We start from the raw sequence: 15,389 nt of genomic DNA, 5'->3' as shown, positions 1-15,389 counted from the left end.
GCAACAAGTTTTGCGGCGATGGTCTCATTGGCCTGCGCTATGCGGTGCTTGCGACAATACTTTACGTACAGAGCCTAGTACCTGGACTTCCCGCACTGCACGACCCACGGGAACTGGAATGACCACTGAAGTGGCTCGCTAAGGCTTTTGGTTCTCACGGTGAAACTGTGCAGACACACAACTGTCACTTCGCGTATCGCACAGCAATATTAGTAAAAGCAAGGCAAATGGCCAGCTCGGTGTTAAATTTTTGCCGGGATGGCCTGTGTAGTGGCATTCCCGGGAATGAACTTGAGGATGCGCAACGTTTCAATACGCGCCTTTGCCCGATACGCCCACTCGCTCTGCGGGAACTCCTTGATGATCCATTCGTAGGTCTGGGCGGCATCCAGGTAAAACTTCGTACGTTCCAGGCACAAGCCACGCAGCATGGCCGTTTGAGGCCATATATAAGGACGGCTACGGCTGTCGCGATCAACCTCCGACAACTCCAGCATGACCGCCTCGCAATTGCCCCGGTCGTAGGCACGATAGGCATTGTTCAAATGATGATTCATTGACCAGCGGGTGCAACCGACCACACTGGTGGCCAACAGTACAACGAGCAAAATTCGCATGGGTATCTCCTGTTCTCGGCAGGGTATCGACCCGGCGAGCGAATTCTTCAACCAATGACCGTATGCACCACAACTTAAGTCGAAAGTAGTGCAGAGGAACAATGACTACAACTTGAGACCATAGTAGCCTTTGGCAGCGCTTGAACTCAGGAGTCTTTGCATGTCCGTTCGTCGAACCAAAATCGTTGCCACCCTTGGCCCTGCCAGTAACTCACCGGAAATGCTGGAGCAGCTGATCCTGGCTGGCCTGGACGTTGCCCGTCTGAACTTTTCCCACGGCACGCCCGATGAGCACAAGGCCCGCGCCAAGCTGGTACGTGACATCGCCGCCAAGCATGGCCGCTTCGTTGCCCTGCTGGGTGACCTGCAAGGCCCGAAAATTCGTATCGCCAAATTCGCCAACAAACGCATCGAACTGAAGATCGGTGATCGTTTCACGTTCTCCACCAGCCACCCGCTGACGGAAGGCACTCAAGAAATCGTCGGCATCGACTACCCGGATCTGGTCAAGGATTGCGGCGTGGGCGACGAACTGCTGCTCGACGATGGCCGCGTGGTCATGCGTGTCGACACCGCCACCGATGACGCCCTGCACTGCACCGTGCTGATCGGCGGCCCGCTTTCTGACCATAAAGGCATCAACCGTCGCGGTGGCGGCCTGACAGCTCCGGCGCTGACCGAAAAAGACAAGGCAGACATCAAGCTCGCAGCCGAGATGCAGGTCGACTACCTGGCCGTTTCGTTCCCGCGTGATGCGGCCGACATGGAATACGCCCGTCAACTGCGCGACGAAGCAGGCGGTACTGCCTGGCTGGTGGCCAAGATCGAACGTGCCGAAGCCGTGGCTGACGACGAAACCCTCGACGGCCTGATCAAGGCCAGCGACGCGGTGATGGTTGCCCGTGGCGACCTGGGCGTCGAGATCGGTGACGCCGAGCTGGTAGGCATCCAGAAGAAAATCATTCTGCACGCACGCCGCCACAACAAGGCTGTGATTGTTGCGACCCAGATGATGGAGTCGATGATTCAGAACCCGATGCCAACCCGTGCTGAAGTGTCCGACGTGGCCAACGCCGTGCTCGACTACACCGACGCCGTGATGCTCTCGGCTGAAAGTGCTGCCGGCGCCTATCCACTGGAAGCCGTGCAAGCCATGGCGCGCATTTGTGTCGGCGCTGAAAAGCACCCGACCAGCAAGACCTCCAGCCACCGCATCGGTAAAACCTTCGAAAGCTGTGACCAGAGCATCGCACTGGCGGCCATGTACACCGCTAACCACTTCCCGGGCGTCAAGGCGATCATCGCCCTGACCGAGAGTGGTTACACGCCACTGATCATGTCGCGTATCCGCTCGTCGGTGCCGATCTACGCGTTCTCCCCGCACCGCGAAACCCAGGCCCGTGCTGCCATGTTCCGTGGCGTCTACACCGTACCGTTCGACCCGGCATCGTTGCCGCCAGAACAGGTCAGCCAGGCTGCCATTGACGAGCTGCTCAAGCGCGGCGTTGTCGAGAAAGGCGACTGGGTCATCCTGACCAAAGGCGACAGCTACCACACCATCGGTGGCACCAACGGCATGAAGATCCTGCATGTCGGCGACAAAATGGTTTAAGCCTTAACCGGCCCGAACCCGAAGCCCCGCCCGAGCAATCCGGCGGGGCTTTTTGCATCAGGGAGCGGTTTTGTTGATAAATCCGGATAACGCCGCCAACGCCTCAGGCGAATTCAAGCGCTGAATAAACAGCCAGCTTTCTTCTTCAATCACCCGCTGCAACTGCTCACGCCCCGGAGCCCTGATTAGCCGCTTGCTGTCCTGCACCGCCGCCGGGGCCAGCGCCGCCAGACGATGTGCCGCCGCATGAGCTTCGCGCAGCACCGCCTCCCCGTCTTCCAGTGCCGCATTGGCCAACCCCCAGGACGTCGCCTGCTCACCACTGAATCCCTCACCCAACAACAACAGCCGGGCGGCCCTCACCTGCCCCAGTCGTTGCGGCAACAGCAGGCTCGAACCGAATTCCGGGCTCAGGCCCAAGTTGACAAACGGCATGCGCAGGCGGGCATCGCCGGTCACATACACCAGGTCGCAATGCAGCAACAGCGTGGTGCCAATGCCCACCGCAGCGCCAGCGACCGCTGCCACCACCGGCTTACGACAGGCCAGCAGGCTGCGCATGAAACCAAACACCGGGCGGGACTTCAAGAAAGTCGACAATGTCATTACCGCTGGTGAAACACTGCGCGCTGCCGCACAACACGATGGCATGCACTGATGCATCTGCATCCGCCTGTTGCAGTGCGGTGGCCAAGCAACTGTACATGTCGCGGGTCAGGGCGTTTTTCTTCTCGGGGCGGTTCAGGCGCAAGGTCAACACCGCACCGTCACGTTCAATAACAATGGCTTGAGTCATGGGCACGCTCAACGTGTGGAAAGACAGCGCTCAACCCCGACTTAAAAAAGCATCCGCCAGCAGTTGATTGCGCGACAACCCTGCCAGGAACAACCGTTTGGCAAACGCCTCCACCGTGTCAGGGTGCCCACAGACTAGGGCACGCGTCTGACGTGAAACAAGGCGCATCCGGACTAGAAAATCCGCCAATTCATCTTTCTGTACGTACTCGACCAGCAGTTGAGGATGCACTTGCGCCAATTGATCCAATTCGGCCTTAAGGTAATGCCCGGCCTCATCACGGGCCACATGCACCACGCGAATCGGCCCGTGGTGGGCGTGGCGCAAGGCTTCACGTAATACGCCGTATAACGGGCCCAGCCCGCTACCCGCCGCCAGTAACCACAGCGACAGCTCCTGCCAGTCCGGGTCGTAATGCAGCGCGCCGCCGCGCAACTCGCCCAACCGCAAGGCATCCCCCACCTTGAACTGACACGCTGCGCTGATAAAGGCACCGGGCCGGGTGCAATCGAGATGAAACTCAAGAAACGGGTCTTCTCCCGGCAAACTGGCCAATGAGTAAGGCCGCGCCACCCCGTCGGCTGTCCACAGCACCAGATGCTGCCCGGCGCGATAGCGCAGCGGGCGCTCGGGCACGAGCCGAAGCCGCAACAGCGTCGGACTTAACCAGTCAAGCGCTGCCACTGTGGCTGGCACGCCATCGCGCATCGGATCAAACGCTTCAACCTGCAAATCCCCAGCCACCTGACACTGACAAGCCAGACGCCAGCCTTGTTCGCGCTGAGTGCGGGTCAAGGCATCCGGCTTCAAGTCCAGCGGCTCGCCCTGCACGCAACGCACCAGACACGCATGGCAACTGCCCGCGCGGCAACTGTAGGGCACGCGCACCCCGGCCTGATTCAGGCTGTCGAGCAAATTGCTGCCGACGGTAACTGGCCAGCACTGATCGGCGACGTGTAACTCGGGCACTTCGGGGCTCCTGTGGGCAATTAGTCTTATAGACGCTACCGGGTTGTGAAGGCCGCGCGGCCCCCTATGCCCGCAAACCCGCGCAATTGATAGGAAATGCAGGCTCCGCAGGCCCTTATCGCAGTCTTGGGCAGCGACTACAAGTTTTGCCTGCTCAGGTGTATCAAAGAGAGGGCCGGGTTATACTGCCGCGCCTTTTTTGTGCCGGTCATGCGTGCCCGGTGCATCCCTGCAAAGATGTTTACGACAGACCGAAGCACCCAGGTCGCAAACACCTTATTGAATGTTCCCGTCTTATAGAGGAGCGCGACCCATGACCGTGATCAAGCAAGACGACCTGATTCAGAGCGTTGCTGACGCCCTGCAATTCATTTCCTACTACCACCCCGTGGACTTCATCCAGGCCATGCACGAGGCTTACCTGCGCGAAGAATCGCCAGCGGCCCGTGACTCGATGGCACAAATCCTGATCAATTCGCGCATGTGTGCCACCGGCCACCGCCCGATCTGCCAGGACACCGGCATCGTCACCGTGTTCGTACGCGTGGGCATGGACGTGCGCTGGGATGGCGCCACCATGGGCCTGGACGACATGATCAACGAAGGCGTGCGTCGCGCTTACAACCTGCCGGAAAACGTCCTGCGTGCTTCGATCCTGGCCGACCCGGCCGGTGCCCGCCGCAACACCAAGGACAACACCCCTGCGGTCATCCACTACTCCATCGTCCCGGGCAATACCGTGGAAGTGGACGTAGCGGCCAAAGGCGGCGGTTCCGAGAACAAGTCGAAAATGGCCATGCTCAACCCGTCCGACTCGATCGTAGACTGGGTACTCAAAACCGTTCCGACCATGGGCGCTGGCTGGTGCCCACCGGGCATGCTGGGCATCGGCATCGGCGGCACGGCTGAAAAAGCGGCCGTCATGGCCAAAGAAGTGTTGATGGAATCCATCGACATTCACGAGCTGATCAAGCGCGGCCCGTCCAACCGTATCGAAGAGATGCGTCTGGAGCTGTTCGAAAAGGTCAACCAATTGGGCATCGGCGCTCAAGGCCTTGGCGGCCTGACCACCGTGCTCGACGTAAAAATCATGGACTACCCGACCCACGCCGCTTCGCTGCCGGTGTGCATGATCCCGAACTGTGCTGCCACCCGTCACGCCCACTTCGTGCTGGACGGCTCCGGCCCTGCAGCGCTGGAAGCGCCACCTCTGGACGCCTACCCGGAAATCGTCTGGGAAGCTGGCCCGTCGGCCCGTCGCGTCAATCTCGACACCCTGACCCCGGAAGACGTGCAGAGCTGGAAGCCGGGCGAAACCGTCCTGCTGAACGGCAAAATGCTCACCGGTCGTGACGCTGCGCACAAGCGCATGGTTGAAATGCTGAACAAGGGTGAAACCTTGCCGGTCGACCTCAAGGGACGCTTCATCTACTACGTGGGCCCGGTTGATCCAGTGGGCGACGAAGTGGTGGGTCCAGCGGGTCCGACCACCGCAACGCGGATGGACAAGTTCACACGCCAGATCCTCGATCAGACCGGCCTGCTGGGCATGATCGGCAAATCCGAGCGTGGCCCGACCGCCATTGAAGCGATCAAAGAACACAAAGCCGTGTACCTGATGGCGGTAGGCGGCGCGGCTTACCTGGTTGCCCAGGCAATCAAGAAGTCACGCGTGGTTGCCTTTGCCGAACTGGGCATGGAAGCGATCTACGAGTTCGACGTGAAAGACATGCCAGTGACCGTGGCTGTCGACAGTAAAGGCGAGTCGGTGCACATCACTGGCCCGGCGATCTGGCAAAAGAAAATCAGTGAAAGCCTCGCGGTAGAAGTGCAGTAAGCACTTTTAAGTCAGGCACAAAAACGGCCGGGTTAAACCGGCCGTTTTTTTATGCGCGAGATTTGAAAGCCTCTGGCCTGACTCAAAACGCGTTTCGAAAGATCTCTTCAATCTGCGCCTGATCGGCCTTGCGCGGGTTGGTCAGACCACAGGCATCTTTCAATGCGTTGGTCGCCAGAATCGGGATGTCATCCAGCTTGGCGCCCAAGTCCCGCAGACCTGCCGGGATCTCGACATCCTTGGCCAGCGTACGTATCGCCGCAATCGCCGCCTGAGCACCCTCTTCCGGGCTCAAACCGCGGATATCCGCGCCCAGCGCATGGGCCACGTCAGTCAGGCGCGAGGCGCACACGCTGGCATTGAAGGTCTGCACGTGGGGCAACAGCACCGCGTTACAAACACCATGGGGCAAGTCATAGAAACCGCCCAATTGGTGAGCCATCGCATGCACAAACCCAAGCGAGGCGTTGTTGAACGCCATGCCAGCCAGAAATTGCGCGTAGGCCATGTTCTCGCGCGCGGTCAGGTCTTTGCCGTTTTGTACCGCCTGACGCAGGTTGTGGCTGATCAGCTCCATTGCTTTGATCGCACAGGCATCGGTAATCGGGTTGGCCGCTGTGGACACATACGCCTCAATGGCATGGGTCAACGCATCCATGCCAGTGGCTGCGGTCAGGCCTTTAGGCATGGCCACCATCAACGCCGGGTCATTGACCGACAGCAGCGGCGTCACGTTGCGGTCGACGATGGCCATTTTTACGTGACGCTCTTCATCGGTAATGATGCAAAAACGCGTCATCTCACTGGCCGTGCCCGCGGTGGTGTTGATGGCCACCAGTGGCAATTGCGGCTTGGCCGAGCGGTCTACGCCTTCGTAATCACGAATATGCCCGCCATTGGTGGCGCACAGCGCAATGCCCTTGGCGCAGTCGTGGGGCGAACCGCCGCCCAGTGACAGTACGAAATCACATTGATGCTGCTTGAGCACGGCCAGACCGGCTTCCACATTGGCGATGCTCGGGTTGGGTTTGGCGCCGTCGAACACCACCGAATTGATGTCCTGCGCGGCCAGTTTTTCGGCAATCATGGCCGCCACGCCTGCCTTGGCCAGCCCGGCGTCGGTCACGATCAACGCGTTGCGAAACCCATAGTTGCGAATGGCAGTCATGGCTTCATCCAGACAACCGTTGCCCATGATGTTCACGGCCGGGATAAAAAAGGTACTGGTCATGGCGAGTCCTCTTTGCGGGCGCACCCGCGACGCTGATGAAGTCAATGAGCATAGCTTCAACTCATCTGCGCATCAGGATGTTGATCTGGCTCAATACTGGGTCGTGATAAAGTCCTGCACCGCCCACGCTTTGAGATGACCGACGCCATGACCCCCTTCCAGGAATTTGATGCCGAACTAGAAGACTGGAACGCTTTACGCACCAGCACCCCGTGCAGCGGTTTGTTGCTCGGCAATGGCGCCAGCATGGCTGTGTGGCATGACTTTTATTACGACTCGCTGTTTGAAAAGACCAAAAGCGTGGCCGAAAAGCCCCTGAGCCAGACGGAACTCAGCGTGTTCGATGCTTTGAACACGCGCAATTTTGAGCACGTCCTCAGCGCCCTGAAAACTGCGAGCAAGGTCAACAAGGCGCTGGCTATCAGCTCGGCATCACCGCGCAAACGTTACTACGCCATCAAAGAAGCCCTGATCAACAGTACTCAGGATGTCCACATTCCCTGGCGCTTGATGCCCGCCGCCACGCTGGCGTGCTGGCAGGAAGAACTGGCCCGAAACAGCACGGTGTATTGCTCCAACTATGACTTGCTGGCGCCTTGGGCCGTGATGCAGGCACCCAAGCATTTCAACGATTTATTCCAGGCAGCGGGCGCCACCTTTGACCTGGCGCTGGGCGCGGCCAAAGGCAAAGCCACCCGTGTGCTGTACCTGCACGGAGCGTTGCACCTGGTGAAAAATCAGGAAGGCAAGGCGCGCAAATCCGTGGGTGATGAAGCAGCGCTGCTCAGCAACTTCGCCATTAATCATTCCATCAGCGCACTGGATGACGTGCCGCTGTTTGTCAGCGAAGGCACCAGCGACGACAAGCGCAAGTCCATCCGGTATTCGGATTACTTGTCGTTTTGCCATGAACAGTTAATGGCTCACAAAGACACGCTCTGCATCTTCGGCCATAGCCTGGGTGAGCAGGATCAACACCTGATTGACGCCCTGCGCCTGGCGCCGTTGAAAACCCTCTGCATCTCGATTTACCCGCGCAGCGAGGCCTTCATCCGCTTTCAGAAAAACCATTACACGCAGCTATTTGCAGAGAAAAAGGCGTCATTACGCTTCTTTAACGCTAAAACCCACCCGCTGGGTGACACCCGCCACTCGGTGCCAGTCGAACGCTAAGGCCTTCCCCCCTCATGCCCGCCCGCTGACCAAGCGTCGTCAGCGCGCGGGCAAGCCGGCTTGAGCCTTGAACGGCCCCGGCTCAAAGCTTCTCTTTGATCACCGTGGTGGGCCCGTTGTTTTTCACACTGGCAATGCCCTTCTCCCGCGCCGCTTCGGTGTTGTATTGCTCACTGGTGCCGATGATCTGGTGGTTCGCGGCCTTCAGGTTGAAATACGGCTTGCCGTCTTTCGCCACTTTCCTGTCGTAACGCTCATCCAGCGGGCTGTTGACCTGAACCGAAGCAATGCCCTTTTTCGCCGCCTCGTGCGTGGTGTATTGCTCACTCACCAAAATGGTTTCGGCATTCGCTGCTTTCAATACGAATCGGAACTGCCCACTGCTGGTCTTGCTCAATTCATACCAACCCGACATAGCGTTTCTCCTGGAAGCTGATCGTGATTTCCACATTCAGTAAAGCGCTCACCCAGTAATTAGCCATTTATCCGTAGGAAAAAGCGAAAGATCAACGTCCACAGAGACAAACGACAATAATTCTCGATACCATTCGCAACTTATTGTGCATCGCTGAGTCCACAAGGATTTTCATGTCTCGCTTAAAACCCGACCCCGCGTTGGCCGAATCCTTTCGCGAGTTCTATACGCAGATTCTGCATTTCCTGCGTAAACGCACCGACAACGCCAGCGATGCAGCTGACATGACGCAAGACGTTTTCACCCAATGGCTGGGCTATCAGGACCGGGCCAAGGTGCAGCAACCCCGGGCATTTTTATTTCAGATGGCGCGCAACCTGCTGCGCGATCACTGGCGACGCCAGCAGGTTCGCCAATCCGTTCATCCGGATCAAGGCGAGCGTGAAGACGAACCTTTAAGCGATGAGAGGGATGATCCCATGCTGGCCGCACAACGCCTGCAACGGCTTGAGCAGCTCAAGACCGTGCTCGCAGAGCTCTCGCCTCGGCGCCGTGAAGCCCTTATGCTGCACCGCTTTGAAGGGTTGAGTCAGGCGCAGATCGCGCAACGCATGGGAATTTCGGTCAGCATGGTGGAAAAGCACATTGCCTTTGCGTTGTTGCACTGCAAGCAACATTTACACCGGGACAGCGGCAAGGAGCAGCCACAATGAGGCCTATTCATTCGGACGACTACGGCAGCATTGAGGCTGAAGCCGCCTGCTGGTTTACCCGTAATCGCAACCGACCCGATGAACAGACCCGTGTGCAATTTGACGCCTGGCGCGCCGATCCGGCGCATGCCCGGGCATATGCCGAATTTGAATCCCTGTGGGCAGACCTGGGCGAACTGCACCTCCTGAACACACCACAGCCGCGCCCGCACACACCTGTGATCAAACGTCGCTCGACGGTTGCGCTGGCCACTGCAGCCGCCGTGTTGTGCGCCGTGCTGGCATTGAATATCGGCACCCCTGTCGTGCTGCACCAGCAACACATCACGACCCACGCCCAAGGCGCAAAAACCCTGACGCTGCCCGATGGCAGCACCCTGTACGTGAACGCCAATACACAACTGCGCATCAACTTCAGTGCGCATCAACGCGACCTTTTTCTGGAGCACGGCCAGCTCTACATCGAAGCGGCGGCCAATAAAGACCAGCCACTGGTGGTGCACGCTGGCGATGCACGGGTCCGCGTGGTGGGCACCGGCTTCGATGTGCGCCGCAGCCCTCGCCAACTGGTGGTCAGCGTCGCCCACGGCCAAGTGGCATTCACGCCTGACGGCACGCACTCTGCCTTGCTCGGCGCCGACCAGCGTGCCACGTACGACTTCGCGCATCAGGCGTTGACGGAGCAGACCCTGACTGCTGGCGAGGTCGCCGATTGGCGCAGCGGGCATTTGGCCTTTCGCAATCGTGCGTTGGCCAGCCTGATCGACGAATTGGACCTCTATCAGCCTGACGTCATCGAACTGGCTAACGGCCCGCTCGGGCACTACAAAGTGTCCGGCAACCTCGATGTCACGGATCCGTTGGCGCTGGTCAAGGCCTTGCCTGCCTTGATTCCGGTAAAAACCGTGTGGCTGGACAACGGAAAAGTCCGCATCGAACCCCGCTAAAAAAACATATGCGAATATTTTGCATTCGCATATGTGGATTTTTATTCGCCCCGCGTCTTCCTTCGGTCTGCGTTACCAACGCATGTCTTTTTGGCCTTTGTTGCCGCACGGGGGGATTTCATGTTTCGCGCACCACATCACGTCTCACAACTCTGCACACGCCCGATTCTGCTGGCCGCTTGCATGGCGTTCAGCCTGCACGCCCACGCCGAATCGATCCAGCTGCACTTGCCTGCGCAGTCGCTGGCGAGCTCCTTGAGTGCCGTGGCCCAACAAGCCGGGATCACGTTGCTGTTTGACGAAGAACTGTTGCGCAACATCAAGGCCCCGGCACTGAGTGGCGATTACAGCGCCCAAGACGCCATCACTCAATTGCTGCGCGGAACCGACTTCAGCCTGATCCAGGTCGACCGCACCTACGTCGTGCGCCCCAAGGAAGAAGGCACCACCACCAGCAACAGCTTGCAACTGGGCGCACTGAGCGTGATCGGCAATGGCAATGAGGTGGACTCCAGCAGTGTCGGCAAATCCACCATGGATCAGGCCGAAATCAATCGCTACCAGTCCAACAACATTCCCAGCCTGTTATCGAAGTTACCGGGCATCAACCTCGGCGGATCGCTCAAGCCTGGCGGTCAGACCATCAACATTTGGGGGTTTGGTGAAGCCGAAGACGTGCCAATGACCGTCGACGGCGCGACTAAAAGCGGTTTTGAGCGTTACAAGCAAGGCACGATTTTCATCGAGCCGGAGCTGATCAAAAGCATTGAGGTGGAAAAAGGCCCACACGATGTCCGAACCGGCAACGGCGGCTTCGGCGGTGTGGTGCACATGGAAACCAAAGACGCGCCCGACCTGCTGGAAGACGGCAAAAATGCGGGTGCAATGCTCAAATACGGTTACAGCAGCAACGACCATCAGCAGGTGTACACCGGCGCAGCCTATGGCCGCAGCGAAGACGGGCGCGCCGATGCGCTGGTGTATTACACCAAACGCGACGGCGGCGACATGAAGTTGGCCGGCCACATGCCCAATCCAGACAACGTCTACCCGGTCAACCCCAAACGCCTGCCCAACACCGCGCAAGACATGGATGCGCAGTTGCTCAAACTGAACCTGCACCTCAACGACGAACACAGCGTCGGCCTGTCGTACTCGCGCTCCAACAACTACCTGTGGGTGCCGTTCTCAGCGGTCAGCTACCCGGCCCCGCCGAACAAAGACACCATCAACAAAATTGGCTATGACGCGGCCACGCGCAAGTACTTGTCGAACCGCTCGACCGTCGACACCACCTGGTCGGGTAAATACGCCTACCAGCCTTTGGACAACCCGTTGATTGATCTGGAAGTGAAGTTCTCTCACTCCAACACCGAGCAAATCGACGAGCGCGGCCTGAATGCTTACGTACAGCCCACCACGGGCGGTCGCAAAATGGAAACCGGCTACACCGATAACATGCTGCAACTGACCAACATCAGCCTCTTCCCGACCGGGCCTTTGGACCATGTGTTCACCACCGGGCTGCAATTTCGCAAGCACCAGCGTGAAGTCGACATGTGGATGCCGGGCAAAACCTACGATGTGCCCAAATACAACTACGGCCATTACCAACCGGCGTTCATGCCCAAAGGCAAAGTCGACACCAATAGCTTCTATATTCAGGACGCAATCACGCTGGGCGATTTCACCCTGACCCCTTCGTTGCGTTACGACCATGTGCGCAACCGTGGCGAAGAAAATGATGCGCCGTACTATAACCACCCGCAAATCGGTCACGATTACAGCGACCAAACCTACGTCGGTTGGTCGCCACGCCTGTCCGCATTCTGGAAAATCACCCCCAACACCGCGCTGTTTGCCGACTACAGCAAAACCTGGCGGGCGCCCGTGATCGATGAGCAATACGAGGTGCAAGCCCTGGGCAACCGCACAGCCAGCGCTGTCAACCTCGACCCGGAACGCATGACGGGTTGGCGCGCCGGCAACATCACCACGTTTGATCGTATCTTTAGCAAAAACGACAAGGCCTTGATTCGCACCACCCTGTTCCGCAACAAGGTCGATGACGAGATTTTCAAGGCCACGGGTGTGGGCTGTGCCGCCCAACAAACAGTCGGCGGCATGGGTGATGAATGTGCGGGCCTGTTGCCGATGGCCAACTACCGCAACATCGGCAGCCTGACCATTAAGGGCTTCGAAGTCGAAAGTTTCTACGACTCCACTTACCTGTTCGGCTCACTGTCGTACTCGTGGATGACAGGTACCCACGAAGGCGCCTACACCAACCCCTGGGGCCCGAATGTCTGGGCGCGGGACATTCCCGCACCAAAATGGGTGGCCGTGCTCGGCGTGAAAATTCCTGACTGGGACGCGCGCATTGGCTGGCAGGGTGAGTTCGTGCGCAAAACCGACCGCTTGCCCAGCGACAAATATGCCGAGGGCCCTGCCAGCTCCGTGGGTGACACGTTCTACGACCACTACGCCAACGACGCATACAACGTACAAAGCGTATTTGCCAACTGGACGCCGCAGCAGCGCTACCTCAAAGGCACCGAAGTCAACTTCACCGTGGATAACCTGTTCAACACGAGCTACCGACCGATGCTCAGCGGCCTGAATGCCTACAGCCCCGGGCGCAACGCTAAAATTAGCGTGACACGCTTCTTCTAGCGCCGGAAACCCGCGGGCTTGGTCAGCATGCGCGTGCTCGCGAAGCGATCAATCCAACGCCTCAAACCGAGCGCAGGGAGGGCCTGGGCAGCAGGTGCTCACTGGTCTCAGGCACACCCGCCCCCCGGCCCTGACTCAGGTAGCGGGTGCAACTGACCCGCAGGAACGAGGCGAAGTTAACCACTTCGCCCCGGTAATCCATCACCTCTTCGTAGAGCTTGGCCACCAGCTGATTGGTGGTCATGCCATCGGCTTCGGCAATTTCACTGAGGATGTCCCAGAACTGGTTCTCCAGACGCAATGTCGTGACCACGCCACAAATACGCAACGATCGCGAGCGCGACTCGTACAGAATCGGATCGGCTTTAACGTAAAGCTCACACATGGCCACGCCCTCCCTTACAACGTAATGGTTGTACCCAGCAGGCCCACAAACGCCGCCAGCCACGCCGGGTGCGCAGGCCATGCCGGCGCAGTCACCAAATTGCCCTGCACGTGGGCTTTGTTGACATCGATATCGATATACGTACCGCCCGCCAGTCGCACTTCTGGAGCGCACGCCGGGTAGGCGCTGCATTCTCGGCCTTCAAGGATCCCGGCAGCCGCCAGCAATTGCGCGCCGTGGCACACCGCAGCAATTGGCTTACCGGCCTTGTCGAAGTCGCGCACCAGCTCCAGCACTTTTTCATTCAGGCGCAAGTATTCCGGGGCACGACCACCCGGCACCAACAGGGCGTCGTAGTCGCCAGCCTTAACCTTGTCGAAATCAAAGTTCAGGCCAAACAGATGACCAGGTTTTTCGCTGTACGTCTGATCGCCCTCAAAGTCATGAATGGCGGTGCGCACCGTCTGCCCCGAGGTTTTGCCCGGACACACCGCATGCACGTGATGACCGAGCATCAACAGCGCCTGGAACGGCACCATCACTTCGTAGTCTTCGACGTAATCGCCAACCAGCACCAGAATTTTTTTTGCCGCCATGTCGTGTACTCCTGTGAGTGAGGACTGCTCCTGCAGGCGCTACCGGAGGCCGGCTGCAGGTCATTCGTTGGTTTTCGAAACCCCGTAAACCCCACCAGAGTAGCTACTGAGTGCCTACACGGGTAATAACCCGGTACTACACAAACTTACTTCAATAACCCATCGGCCTGGAGCAAGGTCTCCAGGCAGTGTTCCTGAATGTTGTAGAACGCCTTGAGTTCCTGAATCTTCACCAGCAGCTGTGCCGGGTCCACAGGCTCGGCGCGTTTGACCGCGAGGATCATCTTGTTCTTGTTGGTGTGCTCCAGCGAGATGAACTCAAACACCTTGGTTTCATACCCGCAGGCTTCGAGAAACAACGCCCGCAGGCTGTCTGTCACCATCTCGGCCTGCTGGCCCAGGTGCAGGCCATATTGCAGCATCGGCTTGAGCAGCGCGGGGCTCTGGATTTGCAAGCGGATCTGCTTATGGCAGCACGGCGAACACATGATGATCGCGGCCCCCGAACGGATGCCCATGTGAATTGCGTAGTCGGTGGCGATGTCGCAGGCATGCAGCGCAATCATCACGTCAATCGGCGTCGGCGCAAAACTGCGCACATCGCCATGCTGAAAGCTCAAGCCCGGATGCTCCAGACGCTGCGCTGCGTTGTTGCACAGCGTAACCATGTCTTCACGCAACTCGACGCCAGTGACCACGCCTTCGGCGTGCAAGCTGTGGCGCAGATAATCGTGAATGGCAAACGTCAGGTAACCCTTGCCCGAACCGAAATCCACCACCTTGACCGGTTGATCGAGGGTGAGCGGCGAACTGCTCAGCGCGTGGGAAAACACCTCAATGAACTTGTTGATCTGTTTCCACTTGCGCGACATGGCCGGGATCAATTCCTGCTGCTTATTGGTCACGCCCAAATCCGCGAGAAAAGGCCGTGTCAGGTCCAAAAAGCGATGCTTCTCGCGATTGTGGCCTGCCGAAGGCACTTCGCGGTCCTGTTGGCTTTTGCCCATGAACAGCGAGCTTTTACCTTTTTTGCTGTACTCCAGCTGCACTTCATCGGTCAGGGTCAGCAAGTGCGCATTTTTAAACGCGTCCGGCAACAACCCGGCAAGGGCCGACACCGCCTCATCAAGCGGGAAATTCTTGGTGATATCGCGGGTTTTGTAGCGGTACACAAACGACAGGCAAGGCTGCTCCTTGACCGTGACGTGCTTGATGATGACCCGCTGCAGCTCAGGCTCAGGCCCGACGTACTTGGCCAGCACCAGCTTGATAAACGAGTTTTGAGCCAGGCTGGTTTCCAGCAGGTTCAAAAATTGCGCACGATGATCCGGCGCAGACGCGGGGGTGGTAGCAGTCACTGACATTGAAAAAAGCGCCTCGGGGGATGCAGGAGGGGAATACAGGAAAGGAATGGCGACCATTTTA

Annotated in this window: 13 protein-coding genes and 1 pseudogene; 6 read left to right on the top strand and 8 right to left on the bottom strand. The window is 58.5% G+C overall.

Annotation, left to right across the window (positions count from 1 at the left end):
* Positions 1–242 precede the first annotated feature (242 nt).
* Positions 243–617 (bottom strand): tetratricopeptide repeat protein, encoded by a 375-nt coding sequence (locus CJF39_RS13470; RefSeq protein WP_094993870.1) that lies wholly within the window; start codon positions 615–617, stop codon positions 243–245.
* A gap of 160 nt (positions 618–777) precedes the next feature.
* On the opposite strand from CJF39_RS13470, the gene pyk reads away from it, so the two are divergent.
* On the top strand, positions 778–2,229 hold the full coding sequence (gene pyk / locus CJF39_RS13465; protein WP_094993869.1) for a pyruvate kinase: 1,452 nt from the start codon (positions 778–780) through the stop codon (positions 2,227–2,229).
* Between the two features lie 57 nt (positions 2,230–2,286).
* On the opposite strand, the pseudogene CJF39_RS13460 reads toward pyk, so the two are convergent.
* Together CJF39_RS13460 and CJF39_RS13455 are read right to left on the bottom strand one after the other, a co-directional pair.
* A pseudogene (locus CJF39_RS13460) lies at positions 2,287–3,025 on the bottom strand (enoyl-CoA hydratase-related protein).
* Positions 3,026–3,055: 30 nt separating this feature from the next.
* A complete protein-coding gene (locus CJF39_RS13455; RefSeq protein ID WP_094993868.1) occupies positions 3,056–3,994 on the bottom strand; it encodes an iron-sulfur-binding ferredoxin reductase in 939 nt (312 codons plus the stop codon).
* Positions 3,995–4,307: 313 nt separating this feature from the next.
* Here CJF39_RS13455 and CJF39_RS13445 point away from each other — a divergent pair, with 313 nt between their 5' ends.
* Positions 4,308–5,831, top strand: coding sequence for a fumarate hydratase (locus tag CJF39_RS13445; protein ID WP_094993866.1), 1,524 nt, complete (start codon positions 4,308–4,310; stop codon positions 5,829–5,831).
* 82 nt (positions 5,832–5,913) lie between these two features.
* Here CJF39_RS13445 and yiaY read toward each other — a convergent pair whose 3' ends face one another.
* Positions 5,914–7,062 carry an L-threonine dehydrogenase gene (yiaY, locus tag CJF39_RS13440; RefSeq protein ID WP_094993865.1) on the bottom strand — a complete coding sequence of 383 codons (1,149 nt, stop codon included), beginning with the start codon at positions 7,060–7,062 and terminating at the stop codon, positions 5,914–5,916.
* A 147-nt stretch (positions 7,063–7,209) separates the two neighbouring features.
* Between yiaY and CJF39_RS13435 the strand changes: the two genes are divergently transcribed.
* A complete protein-coding gene (locus CJF39_RS13435) occupies positions 7,210–8,235 on the top strand; it encodes a DUF4917 family protein (protein WP_094993872.1) in 1,026 nt (341 codons plus the stop codon).
* Positions 8,236–8,317: 82 nt separating this feature from the next.
* On the opposite strand, the gene CJF39_RS13430 is transcribed toward CJF39_RS13435, so the two are convergent.
* Positions 8,318–8,650, bottom strand: coding sequence for a YegP family protein (locus CJF39_RS13430; protein WP_094993864.1), 333 nt, complete (start codon positions 8,648–8,650; stop codon positions 8,318–8,320).
* Positions 8,651–8,823: 173 nt separating this feature from the next.
* On the opposite strand from CJF39_RS13430, the gene CJF39_RS13425 reads away from it, so the two are divergent.
* The 3 genes from CJF39_RS13425 to CJF39_RS13415 all read left to right on the top strand — a co-directional run bounded on the left by CJF39_RS13425 (position 8,824) and on the right by CJF39_RS13415 (position 12,983).
* Complete coding sequence (locus tag CJF39_RS13425; RefSeq protein WP_094993863.1) at positions 8,824–9,363, top strand: RNA polymerase sigma factor; 540 nt, start codon at positions 8,824–8,826, stop codon at positions 9,361–9,363.
* Positions 9,360–10,310, top strand: a complete 951-nt coding sequence (locus CJF39_RS13420; RefSeq protein WP_094993862.1) for a FecR family protein — start codon at positions 9,360–9,362, stop codon at positions 10,308–10,310. The genes CJF39_RS13425 and CJF39_RS13420 overlap by 4 nt, the downstream gene beginning before the upstream one ends.
* A gap of 120 nt (positions 10,311–10,430) precedes the next feature.
* On the top strand, positions 10,431–12,983 hold the full coding sequence (locus tag CJF39_RS13415; RefSeq protein WP_094993861.1) for a TonB-dependent receptor: 2,553 nt from the start codon (positions 10,431–10,433) through the stop codon (positions 12,981–12,983).
* Positions 12,984–13,044: 61 nt separating this feature from the next.
* Here the strand turns inward: CJF39_RS13415 and CJF39_RS13410 are convergent, their stop codons facing one another.
* The 3 genes from CJF39_RS13410 to CJF39_RS13400 all read right to left on the bottom strand — a co-directional run bounded on the left by CJF39_RS13410 (position 13,045) and on the right by CJF39_RS13400 (position 15,328).
* Positions 13,045–13,368 carry a ribbon-helix-helix domain-containing protein gene (locus tag CJF39_RS13410; protein WP_094993860.1) on the bottom strand — a complete coding sequence of 108 codons (324 nt, stop codon included), beginning with the start codon at positions 13,366–13,368 and terminating at the stop codon, positions 13,045–13,047.
* 14 nt (positions 13,369–13,382) lie between these two features.
* On the bottom strand, positions 13,383–13,964 hold the full coding sequence (locus CJF39_RS13405) for a DJ-1/PfpI family protein (RefSeq protein ID WP_094993859.1): 582 nt from the start codon (positions 13,962–13,964) through the stop codon (positions 13,383–13,385).
* Positions 13,965–14,110: 146 nt separating this feature from the next.
* On the bottom strand, positions 14,111–15,328 hold the full coding sequence (locus CJF39_RS13400; RefSeq protein ID WP_094993858.1) for a class I SAM-dependent methyltransferase: 1,218 nt from the start codon (positions 15,326–15,328) through the stop codon (positions 14,111–14,113).
* Positions 15,329–15,389 lie beyond the last annotated feature (61 nt).

The organism is Pseudomonas lundensis (genome assembly GCF_002269125.1).
GTDB lineage: Bacteria > Pseudomonadota > Gammaproteobacteria > Pseudomonadales > Pseudomonadaceae > Aquipseudomonas > Aquipseudomonas lundensis_A.
The sequence above is the reverse complement of the archived record's forward strand: the minus strand, read 5'-3'. Positions and strand labels throughout refer to the sequence as shown.